Annotated in this window: 16 protein-coding genes; 8 read left to right on the forward strand and 8 right to left on the reverse strand. The window is 68.6% G+C overall.

The genetic code is table 11. The features are described from left to right. Positions 1-38 precede the first annotated feature (38 nt). Entirely contained in the window at positions 39-1,262 is a 1,224-nt protein-coding gene (locus tag ACIBTM_RS26030; RefSeq protein ID WP_395879735.1) for an aminotransferase class V-fold PLP-dependent enzyme, read from the reverse strand. On the opposite strand from ACIBTM_RS26030, the gene ACIBTM_RS26035 reads away from it, so the two are divergent. Further along, positions 1,261-2,634 carry a PLP-dependent aminotransferase family protein gene (locus tag ACIBTM_RS26035; RefSeq protein ID WP_395879736.1) on the forward strand — a complete coding sequence of 458 codons (1,374 nt, stop codon included), beginning with the start codon at positions 1,261-1,263 and terminating at the stop codon, positions 2,632-2,634. The two genes, ACIBTM_RS26030 and ACIBTM_RS26035, sit on opposite strands and share 2 nt — an antisense overlap. A 150-nt stretch (positions 2,635-2,784) precedes the next feature. On the opposite strand, the gene ACIBTM_RS26040 is transcribed toward ACIBTM_RS26035, so the two are convergent. Then, entirely contained in the window at positions 2,785-4,584 is a 1,800-nt protein-coding gene (locus ACIBTM_RS26040; protein WP_395879737.1) for a right-handed parallel beta-helix repeat-containing protein, read from the reverse strand. Between the two features lie 88 nt (positions 4,585-4,672). Between ACIBTM_RS26040 and ACIBTM_RS26045 the strand changes: the two genes are divergently transcribed. Both ACIBTM_RS26045 and ACIBTM_RS26050 read left to right on the forward strand, forming a co-directional pair. After that, on the forward strand, positions 4,673-5,542 hold the full coding sequence (locus ACIBTM_RS26045; RefSeq protein WP_395879738.1) for a TetR/AcrR family transcriptional regulator C-terminal domain-containing protein: 870 nt from the start codon (positions 4,673-4,675) through the stop codon (positions 5,540-5,542). Between the two features lie 115 nt (positions 5,543-5,657). Then, positions 5,658-6,791, forward strand: coding sequence for an SWIM zinc finger family protein (locus tag ACIBTM_RS26050; protein WP_395879739.1), 1,134 nt, complete (start codon positions 5,658-5,660; stop codon positions 6,789-6,791). On the opposite strand, the gene ACIBTM_RS26055 is transcribed toward ACIBTM_RS26050, so the two are convergent. Together ACIBTM_RS26055 and ACIBTM_RS26060 are read right to left on the reverse strand one after the other, a co-directional pair. Beyond that, positions 6,774-9,221, reverse strand: a complete 2,448-nt coding sequence (locus ACIBTM_RS26055; RefSeq protein WP_395879740.1) for a DUF6493 family protein — start codon at positions 9,219-9,221, stop codon at positions 6,774-6,776. The genes ACIBTM_RS26050 and ACIBTM_RS26055 overlap by 18 nt on opposite strands. A gap of 127 nt (positions 9,222-9,348) precedes the next feature. Further along, the gene (locus tag ACIBTM_RS26060) at positions 9,349-10,185 is read right to left on the reverse strand and encodes an NAD(P)-dependent oxidoreductase (protein WP_395879741.1); all 837 of its coding nucleotides are present in this window, start codon (positions 10,183-10,185) and stop codon (positions 9,349-9,351) included. 52 nt (positions 10,186-10,237) lie between these two features. Between ACIBTM_RS26060 and ACIBTM_RS26065 the strand changes: the two genes are divergently transcribed. After that, positions 10,238-10,621, forward strand: coding sequence for a MerR family transcriptional regulator (locus ACIBTM_RS26065; protein WP_395879742.1), 384 nt, complete (start codon positions 10,238-10,240; stop codon positions 10,619-10,621). Positions 10,622-10,633: 12 nt separating this feature from the next. Here the strand turns inward: ACIBTM_RS26065 and ACIBTM_RS26070 are convergent, their stop codons facing one another. Together ACIBTM_RS26070 and ACIBTM_RS26075 are read right to left on the reverse strand one after the other, a co-directional pair. Beyond that, positions 10,634-11,623, reverse strand: a complete 990-nt coding sequence (locus tag ACIBTM_RS26070) for a malate dehydrogenase (protein WP_395879743.1) — start codon at positions 11,621-11,623, stop codon at positions 10,634-10,636. 43 nt (positions 11,624-11,666) lie between these two features. After that, complete coding sequence (locus ACIBTM_RS26075) at positions 11,667-12,155, reverse strand: MarR family winged helix-turn-helix transcriptional regulator (protein ID WP_395879744.1); 489 nt, start codon at positions 12,153-12,155, stop codon at positions 11,667-11,669. An 89-nt stretch (positions 12,156-12,244) separates the two neighbouring features. Between ACIBTM_RS26075 and ACIBTM_RS26080 the strand changes: the two genes are divergently transcribed. From ACIBTM_RS26080 to ACIBTM_RS26095, 4 genes are all read left to right on the forward strand, one after another. Next, the gene (locus ACIBTM_RS26080; RefSeq protein WP_395879745.1) at positions 12,245-12,637 is read left to right on the forward strand and encodes a nuclear transport factor 2 family protein; all 393 of its coding nucleotides are present in this window, start codon (positions 12,245-12,247) and stop codon (positions 12,635-12,637) included. Between the two features lie 18 nt (positions 12,638-12,655). After that, the gene (locus tag ACIBTM_RS26085) at positions 12,656-12,883 is read left to right on the forward strand and encodes a hypothetical protein (RefSeq protein WP_395879746.1); all 228 of its coding nucleotides are present in this window, start codon (positions 12,656-12,658) and stop codon (positions 12,881-12,883) included. A 194-nt stretch (positions 12,884-13,077) separates the two neighbouring features. Further along, entirely contained in the window at positions 13,078-13,719 is a 642-nt protein-coding gene (locus ACIBTM_RS26090) for a DUF4360 domain-containing protein (RefSeq protein WP_395879747.1), read from the forward strand. A 276-nt stretch (positions 13,720-13,995) separates the two neighbouring features. After that, positions 13,996-14,640: a DUF4360 domain-containing protein gene (locus ACIBTM_RS26095; protein WP_395879749.1), complete on the forward strand. Its 645-nt coding sequence runs from the start codon at positions 13,996-13,998 to the stop codon at positions 14,638-14,640. 249 nt (positions 14,641-14,889) lie between these two features. Here ACIBTM_RS26095 and ACIBTM_RS26100 read toward each other — a convergent pair whose 3' ends face one another. Then, complete coding sequence (locus ACIBTM_RS26100; RefSeq protein ID WP_395879750.1) at positions 14,890-16,977, reverse strand: FUSC family protein; 2,088 nt, start codon at positions 16,975-16,977, stop codon at positions 14,890-14,892. After that, complete coding sequence (locus ACIBTM_RS26105; protein ID WP_395879751.1) at positions 16,974-20,057, reverse strand: GH92 family glycosyl hydrolase; 3,084 nt, start codon at positions 20,055-20,057, stop codon at positions 16,974-16,976. The genes ACIBTM_RS26100 and ACIBTM_RS26105 overlap by 4 nt, the downstream gene beginning before the upstream one ends. Between the last annotated feature and the right edge of the window lie 41 nt (positions 20,058-20,098).

The raw sequence follows: 20,098 nt of genomic DNA on the forward strand, positions 1-20,098 counted from the left end.
GCCCGGACACCCCCAGTGCCCAGGCGGGGAGACCGCGCTCAGGCGGCGAGTTCGGCGACGGCCGCCGCCACGTCGTCCACTTCCCGCTCGGTGTTGTAGTAATGCGGGCTCAGCCGCAGGCACCAGTCGACGTCCTTGTCCCCGAAGTCGAACTGCGCGAACTCCCGGTAGCTGAGCGCCGAGTTGATCCGCCTGGCGTCCATCGCCTCCTTGAAGGGCACGGCTTCCCAGCCCTTGATGGAGAACGTCACCAAGGCGCCCAATTCCGGGCCGCGGTCGAGCACTTCGACGCCCGCGATGGCACCGAGACCGTCCCGCAGCCTCGCCGCGAGCGCGGGGGTGCGCCGTGAGATCGCCTCCAGGCCGACCTCACGGGCATACCTGGCCGCGGCGGCGCAGCCGAGCACGGTGGCGTAAGGGAATTCCCATTCTTCGAACCGGGAAGCCGACCTCGCGGGTTCGTACGTGCCGGGCGCGCTCCAGCGGGCTCCGTGCATGTCGATGAACAGCGGCTCGTGCCCGGCTTCGAGGAACCGGTCGGAGACGAACAGGAACCCCGAACCGCGCGGACCACGCAGGAATTTGCGGCACGTCGAGGTGAGCAGGTCGGCGCCGATCTCTTCGACGTCGATGGGGTATTGGCCGATCGATTGGCAGGCGTCGACCAGGTACAGCAAGCCGAGCCGCCGGCAGTGCCGTCCGATCTCGGCGACCGGCTGGACGAGCCCCGAGTTGGTCGGGATGTGAGTGGCGGCGACCAGCTTCGGTTTCCTCGTGCGCATCAGGGCCGCCATGGCCTCGACGTCGACGCCGCCTTCCCGGGTGTCCGGTGCGTGCACGATCTCGACACCGAACCGCTTCCGCAGCGACAGGAACGCGATCTGGTTGGAGATGAAGTCGTTGCGGGTGGTGAGCACGACGTCGCCGGGTTCGAAGCGGATCGAGGAAAGCGCGGTGGAGTAGGCGTGGGTGGCGCTCGCCGCGAAGGCGAGGTTGCGGGGCCGCGCGTTGATCAACGCGGCGATCTCGCGGTAGAAGCCCGCGACCTGGTCGGACCGTGCCGCGGCGGCCTCGTAACCGCCGATCTCGGCTTCGAGATTCAGATGATCGAGCATGGCGGCCAGCACCGGCTTCGCCAGGAGTCCGCAACCCGCGTTGTTGAAGTGGACGACCTTCTCGCTGCCCGGCGTATCGGCCCGCAGGGTGGGAACGTCGAGTAGTGATTCCGCGCGATTCCCAGTAGCACTATCATGTTCCTTCATGTCGGATAGTAGCACTTCCGCACTCGTGCTCCAGCTGCGTTCGCTCATCCGCGCGGCAGCCGCGGGGGACCGGTTGCCCAGCAGCCGTGAGCTGATCGAGCGCTACCGGGTCGGTCCGGTGACGGTCTCGCGCGCGATCGCTCTGTTGGCGGCCGAGGGCGCCGTCGTGACCCGCCCCGGAAGCGGCACGTATGTGGCGGCCAGGCCGTCGACAGCGGACAGCCCACTCGACACGGCTTGGCAGACCGTCGCGCTGACCGACCGCAGCGTCGACACCACATCGCTCACCGGCGTCCTCGGTCCGCCACCGGAGGGCGCGATCCTCCTCGACGGCGGGTATCCGCACCGATCACTGCAGGCGACCCGATTCCTGAGCGCGGCTCTCGCGCGGGCGGGGCGCCGTCCGGACTCGTGGGATCGGGCCCCCGCCGCCGGTCTGGCCGCGTTGCGGTCGGTGTTCGCGGGGCCCGCCGGTGCGTCACCGGACGACGTCCTGATCACCGCCGGCGGCCAGAGCGGGCTCTCCATGGCGTTCCGGGCGATCGCGGCGCCCGGAAGCCCGGTCCTCGTCGAATCGCCGACCTATCCGGGAGCGCTCGCCGCGGCGCGGGCGGCGGGGCTCCGCCCGGTGCCGGTCCCGATCGACGACGACGGGGTCCGGCCGGACCTGCTGGCCGAGGCGTTCGCGATGACCGGCGCCCGGCTCTTCTACTGCCAGCCCACCTTTCACAACCCGACCGGCACCGTGCTCACGCCGGAACGCCGCACTCAGGTGCTGGAGGTGGCGCGGGCGGCGGGTGCCTTCGTGCTGGAGGACGACTTCGCCCGGCACCTCTCGCATGGGCCCACGGCACCGCGTCCGCTGATCACCGACGACCGCGACGGCACGGTCGTCCATCTGACGTCGGTGACCAAAGCCGCCGCGCCGAGCCTCCGGATCGGGGCGTTGATCGCGCGTGGACCCGTCCTCGACCGGATGAAGGCGATCCGGCGGGTCGACGACTTCTTCGTCTCCCGCCCCCTGCAGGAGGCGGCCCTCGAACTGCTCAGCGCGCCGTCCTGGGAACGTCACGTGCGGAAACTGGGCTCCGAACTACGGCAGAGGTGCGGAGCCGCAGCCGCGGCGCTGGCCGGGGAGTGTCCTGAGTGGACTGTCGCGCGGCGGCCGGAGGGCGGGCTGCACCTGTGGGTGCGGCTGCCGGCGGGGAGTGATGCGAACGCGGTCGCCCGTGCGGCGAGGGAGCGGGGAGTCGTGGTCGGGGCGGGGGACCGGTTCTTCGCCGCCGAACCATCCGGACCGTTCCTCCGGCTCGGCTTCGCCGCCGCGGCCGACGTCGCCGAACTCGCCGAAGGCATCCGGCGACTCAGCTGAATGTATAACGACCTATACCGCGTGGCTCAGGCCAGAACCGCGTCGGCGGGTCCCGGGGGCCTCCGTGGACAGGGTCGGATCGCGCGTGTTCTCCTCGGGAATCGTGGCCGGAGCGGCTCCTGCCGGACTCGCGTCCGGCAGGAGCGGAGATCATCGTTCCAGACCTCGGCGGCCTGCCCGCGCGAGGATGTCCTCGCCCGCCGGCACCGCCCGGACGGCGTCTTCGAAACTCTCCTTGGACAGCACCGTGTTCCCGGCCACGGTCACCGTCTCGGGTGGGGTGTCGTAGCCGTCGGGCAGGGCGTCCCAGAAGTTGCCGACGAAGGCGACGTTCTCCAATGGCGGCCCTACCTGGAGCACGATCGGGGTGTCGGCACGGTGGACGATGTTGCCGAGGACGGTGATCCAAGCCGCGCCATAGTCGGTGTAGAGGCCGAAGTTGTACGAGGTGAGGACGTCGCGGATGACGTTGCCGCGGACCATCGCCCCGCCCGCGAACGACGAGCCCTGTGGTGCCGACAGGTAGATCCCGCCACCGTCCATGAGCTTCCCCATACTGCGTTCGACGAGGTTCGAGATCACCTGCGTGTCCTTGGCGCGCTCGCCGCCGGTGATCACGATGCCGTTGTGCGGGACGTCGTGGATCTCGTTGTGTGCCACGGTGGTCTCCACCGACTCGACGACGAGGACACCGGGCGAACCGCGGTACTCGGTGCCGATGTGGTGGACGAGGTTGTCTTCGACCGCGACCCGGGTGCTCGTGTGGACGGCGATCCCGCTGCCCGAGATCTCGTCGAAGACGTTCGCCACGATCCCCACGTCGGTGGCGTCCTCGATCAGCAGGCCTCCCGCGCCGAGCCGGGTGAAGTGGTTGCCCTCCAGGACGACCCGGCTGACCGACGTGAGGCTGACGTTGGCGGGCAATTGGGCCGGCTCCGCGGGTACGTGGACGTAGCCCATGCCCGCGCCGAGGTCGATCTTCTGGAAGCCGCCCCGCTCGTGGCGTGCGTTGCCGTGATAGTGCAGGTAGCCGCCGGTGCGGGTGGGGCCGGACCAGGTCGCGTCGGTGAAGGTGAAGCCACGGAGTACGAGGTCGTGCACACTTTGTCCGCTGATGAGCGTTTCGAGCACCGGAGCGACGACGGTGGTCTTGCCGATCTCCTCGTCGGGACGCGGGCGGTAATGCAGGACGTGGTCGCCCGCCTCGGTGCGGCTGACGGCGAAGGTTCCCGGTTCGGTCAAGAAGGCCACGTTGTTCTCGAGCGTGGACGGTGCGGCGAGGCCGTCCCAAGTGCCGTCGCCGCCGTCGCCGTGCCACTTGGCGTCGTAGAGGGATTTGGCGTTGTCGAAGGCGGGCTGAGCCATGGTGATCGTGGTCGAGGAGGCGTCACCGGAGATCGACGCGACCGCTAGCCGGGCTTCGGACCACGGGTAGACGCCCGGGTACACGAACTCCAGCCCGGAGGGGTCCGGCCACGCCTGAGGCTCCGCACGGTCCGTGACGTAACCCGCCGCTGTTTTCGTCACGGTTCCGGGAAGCCCGTCCGTGCGGGCAGCCCGTGCCGCGGGGCGGCCGCCGACGGTGAGCCGTCGCGGTGTCAGGTCGCCGATCGGCGCGGTCCAGAGGCCGTCGTCGCCCGTCGTCCAGCCGGTGATCTCGCGGCCGCCGCTCAGTTCGACCTTCGCTTGGGTGGCCGTTCCGTAGCCGTGTGCCTGGTAGATCACGCGGAAGCCATTCGAGCCGGAATCGCCCTGTGTGTCTGCGAAGACAAGGGATTCGTCCAGGCGATGGACGCCTGTCATGAAGGAGACGATGACGTCGCCGGTCATGTTGGCGGTCGCGGCGCGGACGGCCTTCTGCGCCGCTTTCGGGGTGGCGAACGGCTGGTCGGCGGTACCGGGCCAGTCGTCTCTGCCGCCCGGGGATACGAAGAACCTGATTTCGGGCATGCTGAAGCGCTCCTGCGGGTTGTATATGGGATATACTGAGGTTTATCAGCTAAACACGAACGAGCGAAGAGCGTCAAGGGAGTAGCGGGTGTCGGAAGACGACGCGCAGCCGGATCCGGAGCGCGCGATCGAGCTGTTGTGGGGAACGTCCGAGCCGGAGCGGCCCGGGTTGAGCCTCGGCCGGATCGTCGCGGCGGCCGTCGAGGTCGCGGACGCCGAAGGGCTCGCCTCGCTGTCGATGCGCAAGGTCGCGGAACGATTCGGCACCACCACCATGTCGCTCTACCGGTACGTACCCGGCAAGGCGGAACTGGTGGAACTCATGCGTGACGCGGTGTACGGCGAGTTCCCGATGGGGCCTTCGGACGGGCTCGGCTGGCGAGCGGGCCTCGAACGCTGGGCGCGGCGGGCCAGGGAGAGGTATCACCGGCATCCGTGGCTGGTCCACAGCGCCGGAACCCGCCGCCTGCCGGGGCCGAACATCATGGCCGGCTACGACCAGGCGCTGGACGTGGCCTCCCGTAGCGGGCTGGCGCCGGAGCAGGTGATCGCGGTGGTGAACCTGGTGGGCGGATTCGTCGAGTCCGCCGCACGTCAGGCGGGGGAGGTCGAGGAACTCCAGCGGCGCACGGGGATGTCCCATGAGCACTGGTGGAGCGAACGCGAGTCCCTCTTCGAGCGCCTGGACCGCTATCCGGCGCTGGAGCGACTGTGGAAGGCCGGGGGAATGGATGCTCCGCTCGACGCCTTCGAATTCGGGCTGCGGCGGACCCTCGACGGTATCGAGGCGCTCATTCGAAGCCAGGGGAGTGAGGTAATCAGTGACGAAATCGGGGGAGGGGAGTGCGTCGTCTGCGGCAAGCCCTTGGACGGGGGAGGGCGGGGCAGGCCACGGGACTACTGCTCAAGGGCGTGCCAGCAGCGCGCTTACCGGCGCCGCCAGGCTCAGTCGGATTGATCTGGTCGATCTCAAAGTGTATAACGACCTATTCAGTCGGGCGATGGACAAGATCAAATTCAAGCCGACGAGGAAACCCGCAAAGACTGTCGGGGGCGCTGGCTAGGGTTGCCCGGTGAGCACCGAGGTCGTACTGGAGCAGCTGGAAGAGGACGTCCGGACACGGGTGCTCTTCCAGGGATTTCTGGAACCCGGAGCACAGGCCGCCCAGGCGCTGCTCGTGCTGGGGAAGGTCGCGCGCACGCGGTTCTGGATGCCGCCGTCGATGGTGAACCGGCTGATCGCCGAGTCCGATCCGGTGTTCACCGCGGATCGGACGACGCTGCGCGCGGAAGCCTTTTCGCCGTGCTGTGGTCTGTACGTCAGGCTCGACTTGCCGGACGTGGGCGGTCTCGGCGAAGGATGCACGAACGTCGATCTGTCCGAGGCGACACGGACCGTCCTGGCCGGGGTCGTGGCCCAGGATCCGTTGCATTTGACCGTTCGTGGCGAGGGAATCCGGCTCCGCACCCTCGACGGGCACAACGACGAGTCCGTGGTACCGCTGCCGGATCGCTGGGTGGCGGGGTTCGCCGAGGTCGCCGCTGTCACGGCGGGAGCGGTCGAGAAAGCGGAGCTGGACAAAACGGAGACACGGAACTTCCTGCGAAGACTTCCCACTTCGGTCGGCAAGTCGTGGGCGGTGGCGTCGGGCCGCGGGCTCCGGTTGGCGTCGCGGCAGGGACGGGACTCGATCCCGGCGACCGGGCTTCATCGGTTGCGGGTCGTCGAGCCGCTCATCCGATTCGCCCACGGGCTGACCGTCTACACGCGACCGGACAGCGAGGTCGCGACTTGGGTGCTCCGGTTGGAGCGAGCGCGGCTCGTCGTCACGTTGTCCCCGGAGCCGGCCCGTGGCTTCTCGGGTGAAGGCGGCTGGCTGAACGCGCTGGCGGCGGGTCTCGAAGCGCCGGAGCTCGTCGCGGGTCGCGCCGGTCACGACGTCGTGGAGGGCACGTGGTTCCCGCGTGAGCTCCCGAGCGGGGCCGCTCCGGCGAACGGCCGGCTGGCGAAAGCCCGTGAGCTCGTCGCCGCCGGGGCCGTCCGGAGGTTGCCGGACGGTGGCTACGAGATCACCCGTGCCGGCTCGGTGCAGCGCGTCCGACTTTCGCCCGCCGGGTGCACGTGTGCGTGGTGGGCCAAGCACCAGGAGAACCGGGGGCCTTGTTCGCACGTGCTGGCGGCACGGATGTCAGCCGCTGAGTCGTGACGCCGCCTTCGCCGCTTTCGAACTGCCCTTGAAGCTTGTGAGCCACTCCTTCGTTTCGGCGCTGATCGTGCCCGCTCCGCGGTCCACGAGGTCGGCGGCGAGCTCCAGCAGCGCGAAGATGCCGCGTTGGGAGGGCGCCAGCTTCGGCAGCAGGGTGTCCAGTGTGGACAGAACGGCGATCGGGTGTTCGTTCGCGATGACCGAGAGCCGGGGAGCCAGCCGCGTGATGACGAGCTGCGGGACGAGTACGCCCAGCGCCGCACCGAGTGCGCGGGGGCCGAGCATCCGCCGGTCGAGCAGGGTCAGTACGGCGTCCGTGCCGAGCTGGACGGCGGCGGGGCGTTTCAGCGTGAGCGTGGTGGCGAGGAGTGTCGTACCGGGGAAGCCCGGGACCGCGGGGCTGTCGAGGAACGGAGGCAGCGCGGCCTTCTCCACGGGATAACCGACTTCGATGTCGTTGAAGTACAGGTTTCCGGCGACGGTGGCTTCGAGGTGGTCGCGGTCATACGGGGAAGAGACGGCTTCGTGGCATTCGGTGAAGCCGAGCCAGTCGGGGGCCCCGCGGTCGAAGGGCAAGCCCAGCCAGGGAACTTCCGGTGCGACTGGCTCCGGGGTTTGCTCGATGTCCAATGTGTTCGAGCCGTAGTGGGTAAGGCCGGCTTTCGCCGTCCAGGTGATCGGCGGTCCCGGTTCGCCGCGGAGTGCGGCGGCGGGATCGGCGGATTCGGGGTGCCGGGCGCGAGCCGCGGCGAGGGCGGTCCAGCCTGTGTCGTCGATGGCCGGTCCGCCGAGGGCGTAGCGGATGGTGTCGGCGTGCGGTCCGGTGAGTTCCGTGGCGAGTGCGCGGGCTTCGGGCCTGGTGTCCGGGGCGAGCCGGAGCAGTGCGTCGGCGACGTCGTCTTCGGCCGCGTCCGGGTGTTCGAGCATACGGGCGACGAAGACGACGGGGTCGAGCCAGCCGCCTTGGTGGGTGGCGGCGGAGACGGGGACGGCGGTGCCTTCGAGCAGGGCGGTGATCCGGTGGTGGAGGGGGCGGCGCCAGCCGTCGACCTGCGGTGGGTGGGCCACCTCGCGGCCGGCGAGGCCGAGGACGAGGGTGGCGATCATCTTCGGCACGGCCGCGCTGTACGTCTGGTCGGCGATCCTGGCGGCGCGTTTCACCAGCGGTTTGAGGGCGTCTTGGAGTTCGCCCGCGACACGATGCGCGCCGTCGAGGACGGCGAGGAGGAGGTCGGCCTGGTCGGGGTCGGCGAGCAGGGAGGAGAGGGCTTCGGCGAGCGCGGCCGGGGTGTCGGGGATTTCGAGCGGGATGGTCAGTGCCTTGCGCTGGTCCCAGGGTGTTCGGGTGGGTTCCGGGTACTCGGCGGTCTCGACGGCGGGTGCCGTGTCAGGGGCGACGCCGAGCCGGGTGGTGGCGATGGCGCGGACGTCGGAGGCCTCGTGGGTGAGTGCCGCTTCGAAGACTTCGTTGGCGAGGTCGGTGAGTTCGGGTCGCCGGTCGGTGATGCGGCCGGCGAGTTTGAGGGCGAGTTTCGCGGTGGCGGCGCCGCGTCCGGCCGCTGCGGCGGGGAGGTGCTGGAGTGCGACTTCGTCATCGAGCGTGCCCTGTTTGTCCACAAGGGATAGTGCTTTGACGGCGAAGGAGACGGTGCGCGGGAGACCGCTTCCGCACAGCCGGGCATAGCGGTGCTGGGCCGCTGTGCGTTCGTCCGGGGTGGGGGTGAGCGCTTCGTGGAGTGCGGCGTACCACTGGGCGCGGAAGGCGGCGAAGTCGCGGGCGAGGACGTCGAGGGTGAGCTCGAGGAGCCGGGTGCGGTCGAGTTCGCCGGTTTCGGTGAGTTCGAGCAGCGCGGTGGACCATTTGTCCTCGTCGCGGACGTACTTGTCGAAGGCGGCGAAGCTGCCGTCGCCGTTGCCTTCGATCGTGAGCAGTTCCCAGAGTTCGGTGAGGGCTTCGGGTTCGGTCCGGAGCCGTTCGGCCAGTGGTTTTCCGCCGAAGCGTCCGGCCCAGCGGAACCAGCCGGCGTGGTACTCCGGTGTCCGGATGGGTTCGAGGTCGCCGTCGCGGATCATGCGGCGGATGGCTTCCCAGGCGGTGTGGTGGCCGATCATGCGCAGCGCGATCGTCTTGCGTTCGGTGAGCGAGCGGTCCTGCAGAACGCGTTCGAGGATCGTGGGCGAGGCGATCCAGAGTCTGCGGAGCAGGGGGTCGCTCGCGGGGAGGACGGCCCAGAGGGCGGTCGCGGCTTGCTGTCCCCTGAGCGGGTTGCGGGCGCCGTAGGTGTTGGGCTCGATCTCGATGAACTCGCTGCTGTCCTTGAAGGCGGCCAAGAGCTCGGGGAGGAGGGCTTTCCGCTCGGTGCGGGAGAGCTCGAGGGTCCTGGTGAGGACTTCCGAGGGCTGGCCGGTGAGGAGCGCGTTCAGGTGCACGGGCCCATTGTGTCGTGCGTGTTTCGGGTCGCTAGAGCCAAGGGTTCCCCAGTACATGAAGGCCCCCATCCTTGCGCCTGAGTACAGGAAGGGGTCCTTCATGTACAACCCGCCGGGAGTTCCGGTCTCAGCGGGCGGCGAGCCTGGCGAACCCGTCTTCCCCGTGCCCCGCGTCGATGGCTCGCCGCACTTCGGCGCGGGCGGCGGACAGGACGCCGTTGTCGAGGTCTTGCGCGCGGATCGCGTCGAGGATGTGGTCCATCGTCGCGGCGGTGGAGGTGAGGGTGCCGGCGTCGCCGGAGTAGTTCTCGGTGGCGACCTGTTCGGCGAGCAGGTCGATCATGTCGGGGAAGAAGCCGAGGAGCGCTTTGGCGTGTGCGGCGATGTCGGTGGCGGCGATGTTCTCCGCCTTGGCGAGCGCGAACATGTGGATCACTCCGCTCATCGAGGTCCAGAGCATGTCCTGCAGTGACGCGTCGAACGCGGCGGCCCGGCCGGGGGCGTCGCCGACGTACTGCGCGTTCTCCCCGAGCGCGGCCAGCGTGGGCCGGTGTGTTTCGTAGACGTCGGCGGGGCCGCTGAAGAACAGGGCCGCGTCCGGGCCGCCGATGGCGTCGGTCGTGGCCATGATGACGCCGTCGAGGTAGTCGATGCCGTGCTCGGCTGCCCATGCCGCCATCGTGCGGGCCTGTTCCGGTGATCCGCCGCTGAGGTTCACCAGGGTGCGGCCTTTGAGTGCGTCGGTGTCGAGGATCGACCGCGCGACGGTGTAGTCCCGTACGCAGACGATCACGAGCGGGCTGGCCGTGATCGCTTCGGCGGCGGTGGCGGCGACGGCGGCGTCGAGGCCGTTTTCCTTGCCAGGAGTGCGATTCCAGACGGTGGTGGGGTGGTCGGCGGCGGTGAACGCGGCGGCGAGGGCGTGTCCCATGGGGCCGAGTCCGAGGACGGTCACGGTGGTCATGGCGGCTAAGCTAAACCTTGACATTGACGTGAGAGTCAAGTCTGGAGTGCGGATGCGGATCGGGGAACTCGCGCGGCGGACCGGCGTCAGCGAGCGCGCGCTGCGGTACTACGAGGAGCAGGGACTGCTCACCCCGGAGCGGCGTCCGAGTGGCTATCGCGTCTACGGGGACGCCGACGTGGCGGCGGTGCGGCGGATCAGGATTCTGCTCGCGGCCGGGCTGAACACCGCGCAGATCCTGGAGATCCTGCCCTGCATCGTCGACGAGGACGGCTGGTTGACCCCGGATTGCCCGGAGCTGGTCGACGCCCTGCGGCAACAGCGTGCCCGGATCGACGACGCGATCGGCGAGCTGGAGAGCACTCGCGCGAACCTCGACACGATCATCGGCCGCGAAAAGGCGGCCGTGTCCCGGGGGACACGGCCGCCTTCGTGAGGTGGTTCAGGCTCAGATGAGGCCGAGCTTCTTCACCGCGTCGCGCTCTTCGGCCAGCTCGTTGACCGAAGCGTCGATGCGGGCGCGCGAGAAGTCGTCGATCTCCAGGCCCTGGACGATCTTGTACTCGCCGTTCGCGGCGGTGACCGGGAACGAGGAGATGAGGCCCTCGGGGACACCGTAGGAGCCGTCGGACACGACAGCCGCCGAGGTCCAGTCACCCTCCGGGGTGCCGTTGACCCAGGTGTGGACGTGGTCGATCGCCGCGGAGGCGGCCGACGCCGCGGAGGACAGGCCGCGCGCCTCGATGATCGCCGCGCCGCGCTTGGCGACGGTGGGGATGAAGTCGTCGGTCAGCCACGCCTCGTCGGTGATGACCTCGGTCGCGGCCTTGCCGGAGACCTCGGCGTGCGCGATCGACGGGTACTGGGTCGCGGAGTGGTTGCCCCAGATCGCGACCTTCTTCAGCTCGGTCACCGGTACGCCCAGCTTCTTCGACAGCTGCGCGAGCGCGCGGTTGTGGTCGAGGCGGGTCATCGCGGTGAAGCGGTCGGCCGGGACGTCGGGCGCGTGCGCCTGCGCGATGAGGGCGTTGGTGTTGGCCGGGTTGCCGACCACGAGGACCTTGATGTCGCTCGCCGCGCCGGCGTTGATGGCCTCGCCCTGCGGCTTGAAGATGCCACCGTTGGCCTCGAGCAGGTCGCCGCGCTCCATGCCCTTCGCGCGGGGACGGGCGCCGACGAGCAGGGCGACGTTCGCGCCCTCGAAGGCCTGCTTCGGGTCGTCGAAGATGTCGATGCCCGACAGCAGCGGGAACGCGCCGTCTTCGAGTTCCATCGCGGTGCCCTCAGCCGCCTTGACCGCCTGCGGGATCTCCAGGAGCCGCAGCTTCACCGGGGTGTCCGGGCCGAGCAGCTGACCGGACGCGATGCGGAAGAGCAGCGCGTAGCCGATCTGGCCGGCCGCACCGGTGACGGTGACGTTGACAGGGGCTTGGGTCATTGCGGTTCTCCAGCTTGAGGCGACATCGACTTGTACCGCGATGCTAGTCCTGTCCCGAGTCGCCGTTCGGGTGCGTCCAGTCACTGTTTTCTTGATCGATGCCGTCCGCGGCGACGTTCGCGGCGAGTCGCGAGAGCAGCCCGGCCAGCGTGGTGATCTCTTCGGCGCTGAACCCGGCCCGTATCCGTTTGTCGTGCGCGATCGCCGCCTTCGCCAGCCGGTGGAAGACGGTTTCACCCGCGTCGGTGAGTTCGACGACATGCACCCGCCGGTTGTCGGGATCGCGCCGCCGGGTGATCAAGCCCGCACTTTCCATGGCGTTCAGATGATGGGTGAGCGTCGCGCCCTGGATGCCGACCGCGGCCGCGAGCTCTCGCTGGTTGGCCACGCGGCGGGTCTTCAGCGTGATCAGGATCTGCCAGACGGGCTGGGAGCCGCCGTCGGCGGCCAGCGCCTGATCGAAGGCGCGCCCGACGGATTTGGCGGTCTTGGCGAGGACGACGCCGATGGGTGCCGCGGTGGGTTTCTGCACGTCCGGAGCATAGCGCATCAATCTAAGGGTTTGACATCGAACCGTTCGATATCTAACGTTATTGAGGTCGAACGAACCGGAGGAACGCCATGCGCAGTACGGAGAGCGAGATCCGCGACCTCGGGGCCCGCTGGGCCGACGCCGAGGTCCGCGGCGATACGGAAGCACTCGGCGCGATGACCACCGCCGACTTCACCCTGGTCGGGCCACTGGGCTTCGTGCTCGGGAAACCGCGGTGGCTCCAGCGCTACCGCGGCGGCGACCTGGTCACCGAGAAGCTGGACTGGGCCGAGGTCGACGTCCGCGATTACGGCACGGCCGCCGTGTCCGTCGGCGTGCATGCCCAGGAGGGCACGCATCAGGGGAACCGGATCGACGGCCGGTTCCGCGTCACCCACGTGTTCGTCCGCGACGACGACCGCTGGCTCATCGCCGGCATCCACCTGAGCCCGATCGGCGGCCCTGAAGCACCCGGAAGATGAGGAAGATCATGCGGATCAGTGTCAGTGTCCCCGCGCTCGGTGCCGGACTGCCAGAAGAACTTCACCCGCCGGTGCGATGAGCTCGCGTTCTGGGGGCTGGACCACGTCGTGGTGATCACCTCGGGTCCTTGGAAGCCGGAGGCGGTGGCCGTGCTCGGCGAAGCCGCGAGCCTGGTCGCCGGGCCCGCCTGTCTCCGCGGAATCGTCAACGGCGAATCCGCGAAAGCATTTTTCATATCGTGCTAATCGAATGGTGTTTTCCGGGGCCGATGGCGTTCTCATTGGCCTCGGAAAACGGTTACAGTCCATAATATGTTTTCATGAACCGATTGCCGATGCGGTTTCGTCCGATCGGCGGGCGGCATTGTGATGATCATTTCGCTAGCATGAGTCCGCCCAGTTCCCCGCCCCCCCGTGTGGAAGTTTTTGGGAAGGACCCCATGCTCAATGCAGTGGTTGCCGCCGTATCTCTTTTCTCGTCGATAATAACGCCTAACAGTATGTCCCCGCCGCCTGTGCCGCCGCCCGACCGGGTCGTCATCGACGTCGTCACCGTCAACGGGTCCGGCTGTCCTCCGGGTTCCTCCGCGGTGGCGGTCGCCAGGGACAACAGTTCCTTCACGGTCACCTACAGCGAATACACCGCCCAAGTCGGCGTCGGCGCGAAACCCACCGACTTCAGGAAGAACTGCCAGCTGAACCTGAACATCCACGTGCCGCAGGGATTCACCTACGGTATCGCCAGTGCCGATTACCGCGGTTTCGCCTACCTCGAATCCGGCGCCAAGGCATTGCAGCGGGCGAATTACTACTTCCAGGGGAATTCGCCGACCGCGCAGGTGAGCCATCCCGTCAACGGGCCGCTGTCGGACAACTGGCAATTCCGCGACCAGGCCGAAGGCGGTGTCATCATCTACAAGCCGTGCGGCGAGGACCGGAACCTCAACGTGAACACGGAACTGAGGGTCAGCGCGGGTTCGTCGGATCCGAAGAAGACCACCAGTTTCATCACGATGGATTCGACCGACGGCGCGTTCAAGACCACCTACCACTTCTCGTGGAAGACCTGCCCGGCCTCCTGACCTCTCCTCCAGGGTGACGGCCTGCTTCCCGGCCAGGAAGAAGGCCGTCCCACCCATGTCCGGTCAGGGCCTTGGCCGCTCTGACCAATGACTTCACCGCTCGTCGCCGCCCTGCCCGGCGGCGGCGAGTCTTCTCGACGACCCCATTTTCGGCGGTCACCCCTGTGTCCGGTGACCGAAACCGTTTTCGTCCGATCGGCGGGCGGCCGGGAGAGATCGTCTCGCTGACCTCGAATCCGCCACTTCCCGCCGTGTGGAAGCTTTGGGAAGGATCCCATGCTCAACGTGCTGGTCGCTGCCGCAACGCTGTTCTCCTCGGTCGTCACCCCGAACGCCTGGGTGCCGCCCCCGTTGCCGGCCGACAAGATAGTCATCGACGTCGTGACGGTCAACGGAACCGGATGCAAACCAGGTACGGCGGCCGTTTCCGTCTCACCGGACAACACCGCGTTCACCGTCACCTACAGCGAATACACCGCTCAGGTCGGCATCGGCGCGAAGCCGACCGATCTGCGCAAGAACTGCCAGCTCAACCTCTATGTCCACGTACCGCAGGGATTCACCTACGGCATCGCGGGCGCCGACTACCGCGGTTTCGCCTCCTTGGCCGCGGGAGCCACCGGACTGGAACGGGCCAACTACTACTTCCAAGGCAATTCGCCCACGGCATACGTGAACCACAACCTCAAAGGCCCGTTCGAGGACAACTGGCAGTTCACGGACAAGGTCGAGGTAGGCGCCATCGTCTACAAGCCCTGTGGTGAGGACCGGAACTTCAACATCAACACGGAACTGCGGGCCGCGGTCGGCACCTCCGATCCGAAGAAGACCACCAGCTTCGTCACCATGGACTCGACCGACGGTTCCATCAAGACCGAGTACCACTTCTCCTGGAAGAACTGCCCCAAACCGAAGAACTGACCTCTCGTCCGTGAAGGCCTCCTTGAGGGACTCTGGGTCCCTCAAGGAGGCCTTCACACCATGCCCAAGTACATGAAGGCCCCCTTCCTTGCGCCAGACGCAAGGAAGGAGGCCTTCATGTACTTCAGGCGAGACGGGCGCCCGAGCCGGTCCGGTCCCTCGTTCGTGGAAGGACGGCAAGGCTAACGTCGTGCGGGGCGGCTCGATCGGTGTCCCGCCGTGTTTGCCTTACCTCCCAATCCCTGACCCTCACGGCTTCCCGGACGGCTCCGGATCCGTGGCCTCCACCCCGAACACCCGCCCCAGCGCGATCACCGTCTCGTCGAGGTGCCCGAGACTGGTGAGCACCGAACGCGCCCGCGGATCGTCGATCCGGTCCGCCACCGGCGTCCCGTCGTCGCGGACGAGCGTCCCGTGGCCAGAACCGCCGGGATCACCGATCGCCTCCCGCAGTACGGCGATGTTCGCCCGGATCCGCCCGGTGTACAGCAGCAGCCGGTCCGCCTCGTTGAGCAGCAGCCCCGGCTGCGACCGTGCGGCGACGTGCCGGGCGCGGAAGGCGATCGTCTCCACCGTCGTGAGCACGTGCCAGCCGTAGTCACGACGGCTGCTGAGGTTCACCGGATGGGTCAGCGGCTCGATCGTCGTCCGGACCTTGTCCACCGCGCGGTCCAGATCACGCGACTTCTCGATGACGCTCACGTTCTCCGCGCCGGACAAGAGGCCTGCGGTCTTCTCCACGAATTCGTCGAGTTCCTCCAGCAACGCCGAAACGTCGTCGAGCATCACCGCGCGCGTGCGCACCGGCACGATCACCACCGCGGCCAGCACCCCGGCCGCCGCGCCGACAGCGGTCTCCGCGACCCGGATCCACAGCACTTCGAGACTGAACGTCCCCAGCAGGCTGTACAGCAGCCCGAGCATGCTGGTGATGAAGAACGCCATGATCACCTGCGACACCCGGGCCATGTAGACCATGCCGAACACGCACACCAGGATCAGCGCCAGCGTCGCCGGCACACTGCCGGACACGAGCAGCGTCAGCACCAGCCCGCCCACGATCCCGATCAGCGTGCCGCCGATGCGCCGGACACCCTTGACGAACGTCGCCCCCGCGGTCGACGAGCCGATGAACACCACGAACACGGTCAGCACCGCCCAGTACCACCGCTGGCTCGACACCAGCTCCCCGCCGAGCACGGCGAGCCCGCCGCCCACCACGGCCTGGATGGCGCTGCGCGTTTGGTTGTCGTAGGCGAACGCCGACGATTTCTCCTCGTCGGGGTCTTCGGGATCGTCGACGGCATCGGAGACGTCGTGCTCGGCGACCCGCTGCGCGCGGACGTCGGCCAGCGCGAGTTCGGCGAGCGCGCGCCGGACGCCGTCACCGGGCGCGGCGTGCTCGTCGATCCGGCTGCCCTCCACCAGCATTTTGCTGAACTCTTCGGTCTCGCTGATCAGCGGCAGCTCCCGCGGGTCACGCTCGATCAGGGACCGGAACCGCCGCATCCGCGCGATCAGATCGTCGCGGACGTCCTCGTCGAGGTCTTCGGCGCAGGTGCGCTGCACCGTGATCGTCAGCCACTGCACCGCCAGCTCGACCTCGATCGCCCGGCGGCGCAGCCGGTTCACCGAATCCGCGCCGGTCACCTCCGGTGCCGTGTCCTCGATGAGCAGCACGGACTCGTGCATCCGGGCGTTCGTCGTGCGGAGCCGCTTGCGGGTGCGCTCGCTGCCGCCGACCGCGAGGTGGTCTTCGGCCGCGCGCACCACGGCGGCGAGCCGGGCCCGGAACGCCCGCCGGATCCGCAGGAACTCCGCGTCGGTATGCCTGCGCACCAGGACGAACCGGACCACCGCGTTGGCCGCGATCCCGATCGTCAGCGCCAGCAGCAGCACGGGGACCTGCTTCAAATGCGTCTGCAGGAACATCGCGAAGAAGAACAGGAAGAACGACAGCGAACCCAGCGCGATCCCGCGCGAACCGAATCGCTGCGCGTAGACCGCGACGAAGATCAGCAACACGAACACGATGCTGTCCAGCGGCGGCACCGCGGAACCCACACTCGCCGCGGTGAGCGACGCCGCGCCGAGCACCAGCCCCAGCGCGAGCGTCACCGCCTGCTGTCCCGGGGTCTCGTCGTTGACGGTGAAGGCGGACGTCATCGCGGCGATCGCGGCGACGAGGATGACCGTGAGCGGCTGGTGGAACGGCAGGATGGCCAGCACCGCGACCACGATGCTGAGCACGGCCGAGAAGCCGAGCCGGAGCCGGACCAGGCCGGGATCGGAGGCGACCAGACGGTCGGTCGTGGCCTGGGTGATGCGGGAGATCATCGGGCGAGCAGCTCTCCTTGGGCGAGGGTGACCCGCCGGGCGGTGGACGAGGTGACGCGAAGACGGTATCGGGCGTACCTCACCGGCCCGGCGAGGGCGAACGGCCGCGTCTGACGCCGCCAGCGGAACCGCTCACCTTCCCGCTGGTCCAGCAGTGTCCAGTGCTCGCCGTCGTCGGAGCCCTCCAGGACCCATGAACGCGGATCACCCCGCCGGCTTCCCGAGGTCAGCGTGTACATCACGACCTCGCGTGAGGCGTCCTCGACAGGGAACTCGATGACGGGTTCGCGCCCGGGGAAGGTGACCTCGGTCTTGGTGGTGTCGTCGAACAGGGGGCCGTCGGCCACCGTGATATCCGTGAGCGGATTCGGGGCGGCGGGCTCGGCGGGGGAGCGGCCCCACTCCGACGGCCGCTCGCCCATCGTGAACTTCAGCACGGCGCCCTCGGCCAGTGCGGAATGCGCGAGCGTGCTGCTCTCGTGCGGCCGTCCGTCGATCGTCAGCCCCTGGACGTACACGGTGTCTTCCGTGTTGCCGGGCGCCTCGATGACCACGTCCTTCCCGTTCTCCAGATGGACGGTGGCCTTCGTGAACAGTGGCGAGCCGATCGCGTACTCGGGGCTGCCCATCGCCAGTGGGTAGAACCCGAGCGCGGCGAAGACGTACCAAGCGGACATCTCGCCGTTGTCCTCGTCGCCCGGATAACCCTGACCGAGGTCGCTCCCGACGTAGAGCCGCCGCAGGACCTCCCGCACGATCCGCTGCGTCTTCGACGGCGCGCCCGCGTGGAGGTAGATCCAGGGGATGTGGTGGGAGGGCTGGTTGGAATGCCCGTACTGTCCCATCCGGACGTCGCGGGCCTCGGTCATCTCGTGGATCAGCCCGCCGTAGGAACCCGGTTTGCGGCCGGTCTCCGGGGTCGCGAAGAAGGTGTCCAGTTTGGACTCCAGCGCTTCGGTGCCGCCGTGCAGAGCGGCGAGCCCGGCGCCGTCGTGGGGCACGGAGAACGCGGTGTTCCAGGAGTTCGTCTCGGTGAAGTCGCCGCCCCACGCCTCAGGGTCGTAACCCGCGGCACCGAAATGACGGCTCCCGTCGCGGTTGCGGCCCTGGAAGAACCCGATCAAGTGGTCGAAGTGGTTCGCGTACTGCCGCGAGCGCTGCCGGAAGTACGCGGCGTCGTCGCTCCGTCCGAGCGCCTCGGCGAAATTGGCGAGGCCGAAGTCGTTGACGCAGCCCTCCAGCGCCCACGAAAGGCCCTCGTGGACCGACGTCGGCGTGAACCCGAGGAAGATCGACTCGTGCAGCCCCTTCCGGCCGACGCTCTGGCCGGCCGGTGTCACGGTCGCGTTCTTGAGCGCCGCCTCGTAGGCGGCCTCGACGTCGAAGCCCCGTACGCCCTTGAGGTACGCGTCGGCGAACGCCACGTCCGAACTGGTGCCGGTCATGAGGTTGGCGTAGCCGGGGGAGGACCAGCGCGAGATCCAGCCGCCCTCGCGGTACTGCTGGACGAATCCGTCGATCATCCGCCCGCACCGGCCGGGGCTGAGCAGGGCGTACGCGGGCCACGTGGTGCGGTAGGTGTCCCAGAAGCCGTTGTTGACGTACATCTCGCCATCCACGACCTTCGCGCCGGTCCTGGTTCGCGTGCTGGGCCACCACCGCCGGATCACCGGACTCGCGTGACGGACACCCTTCGGCGTGTCCTCGTGCGCGGAGTTCGGATACAGGAAGAGCCGGTAGAGGTTGGAGTAGAACGTGGTGCGCTGGTCCTCGGTCGCGCCCTCGATCTCGACCCGGTCCAGCACCTCGGACCACCGCGCGCGGGCCTGGTCACGGACCTGCTCGAAGCTCGTGCCTGCGGGGATCTCCTGGTCGAGGTTCCGCTTCGCCTGCGCGAGGCTGATCAGCGACGTCGCGATCCGCATCGTCACCTCGCCCGCGGCGAACTCCAGGAACCCGGTCACCGTGCGCCACACCGGACGCCGGATCCTCCCGCCGCGTTCGGCGGGGACATCGAACTCGGCGTACACGAACATCCGCCGCGCCCCCGCCGACAACCGGCTGCGGACCCAGGTGTGGCCGGTGACCACGCCGTTCGCCGCGTCCAGGCGCAGTCCGCCCCGGTTGCGGGCGTTGTCGAACAGCAGCCAGCCGCGATCCGCCGGGAAGGTGAAGCGGAACAGCGCCGCATGATCCGCCGGGGCGATGTCGGTGGTGACGCCGTTGGCGAACCGGACACCGTAGTGATGCGGCCGGTCGACCTCGTCGTCATGGGAGAACGCGAGCGCGCGGCGTGCCCGGTCGGCCTCCACCTGCCCGATCCCCGGCATCACCTGGAAGGTGTGCCGGTCGCCCATCCACGGGCTCGGCTGATGCGACAGCGCGAACGCCTGCAGCGCCGGACGGTTCGCGGCGTCGTTGTGCCGGTGGTAGCTGTAGAGCCAGTCGGTGGCGCTCGCGTCGGTGACCGGGGTCCAGAAGTTGAAGCCGTGCGGGATCGCCGTCGCGGGGAAGTTGTTGCCCCGAGAGAACTTGTCGCTGGAATGCGTGCCGCGGGTGGTGCGGACGTGGTCGACCGGGTCCCGGATCTCGATCGGACGCTCGGTGAGCCGGACGTCGTCCACCCAGCCCGCGCTGTCGCCGTCCGGCGGTTCGCTGACCAGGACGATCCGGGTGACCCGCCGTCCGGCGAACTCACCCAGCCCGCGGCGCACGAGGTTCCACTGGTCCACATACAGCGTCTTGTCCAGACCCTGCTCCGTGGCGCTGAACCCGGCCGTCGTCCCGTCGTCGAACTCGACGTCCAGCGCCACGAAGGTGCTGCGATAGCTCGGCACCGAGTCGCGCTCGGCCTCGGGGAAGACCACATAGGACAGTTCAGTGTGGCCGGTGACCTCGACGTCCACTTCGAACAGCGTCGCGCGCAGCGTGTTCTCGTAGCGGAGCGCGTGCGCGCCGGTGAACCCGACGCCGGGCTTCGCCGTCGGCGACGAACGCGGCCCGGTGCCGACGCGCAAGGCCGGATCCACCGGCTGCGGATCACCTGTTTCGAAGGAGGAGAAGAACCCGGTGATCGTCACCAGGCCACCGTAACTCCCGCGCGTGAGCCCGGCTCGGTGTG

It is taken from the genome of Amycolatopsis sp. NPDC049868, assembly GCF_044461365.1.
GTDB lineage: Bacteria > Actinomycetota > Actinomycetes > Mycobacteriales > Pseudonocardiaceae > Amycolatopsis.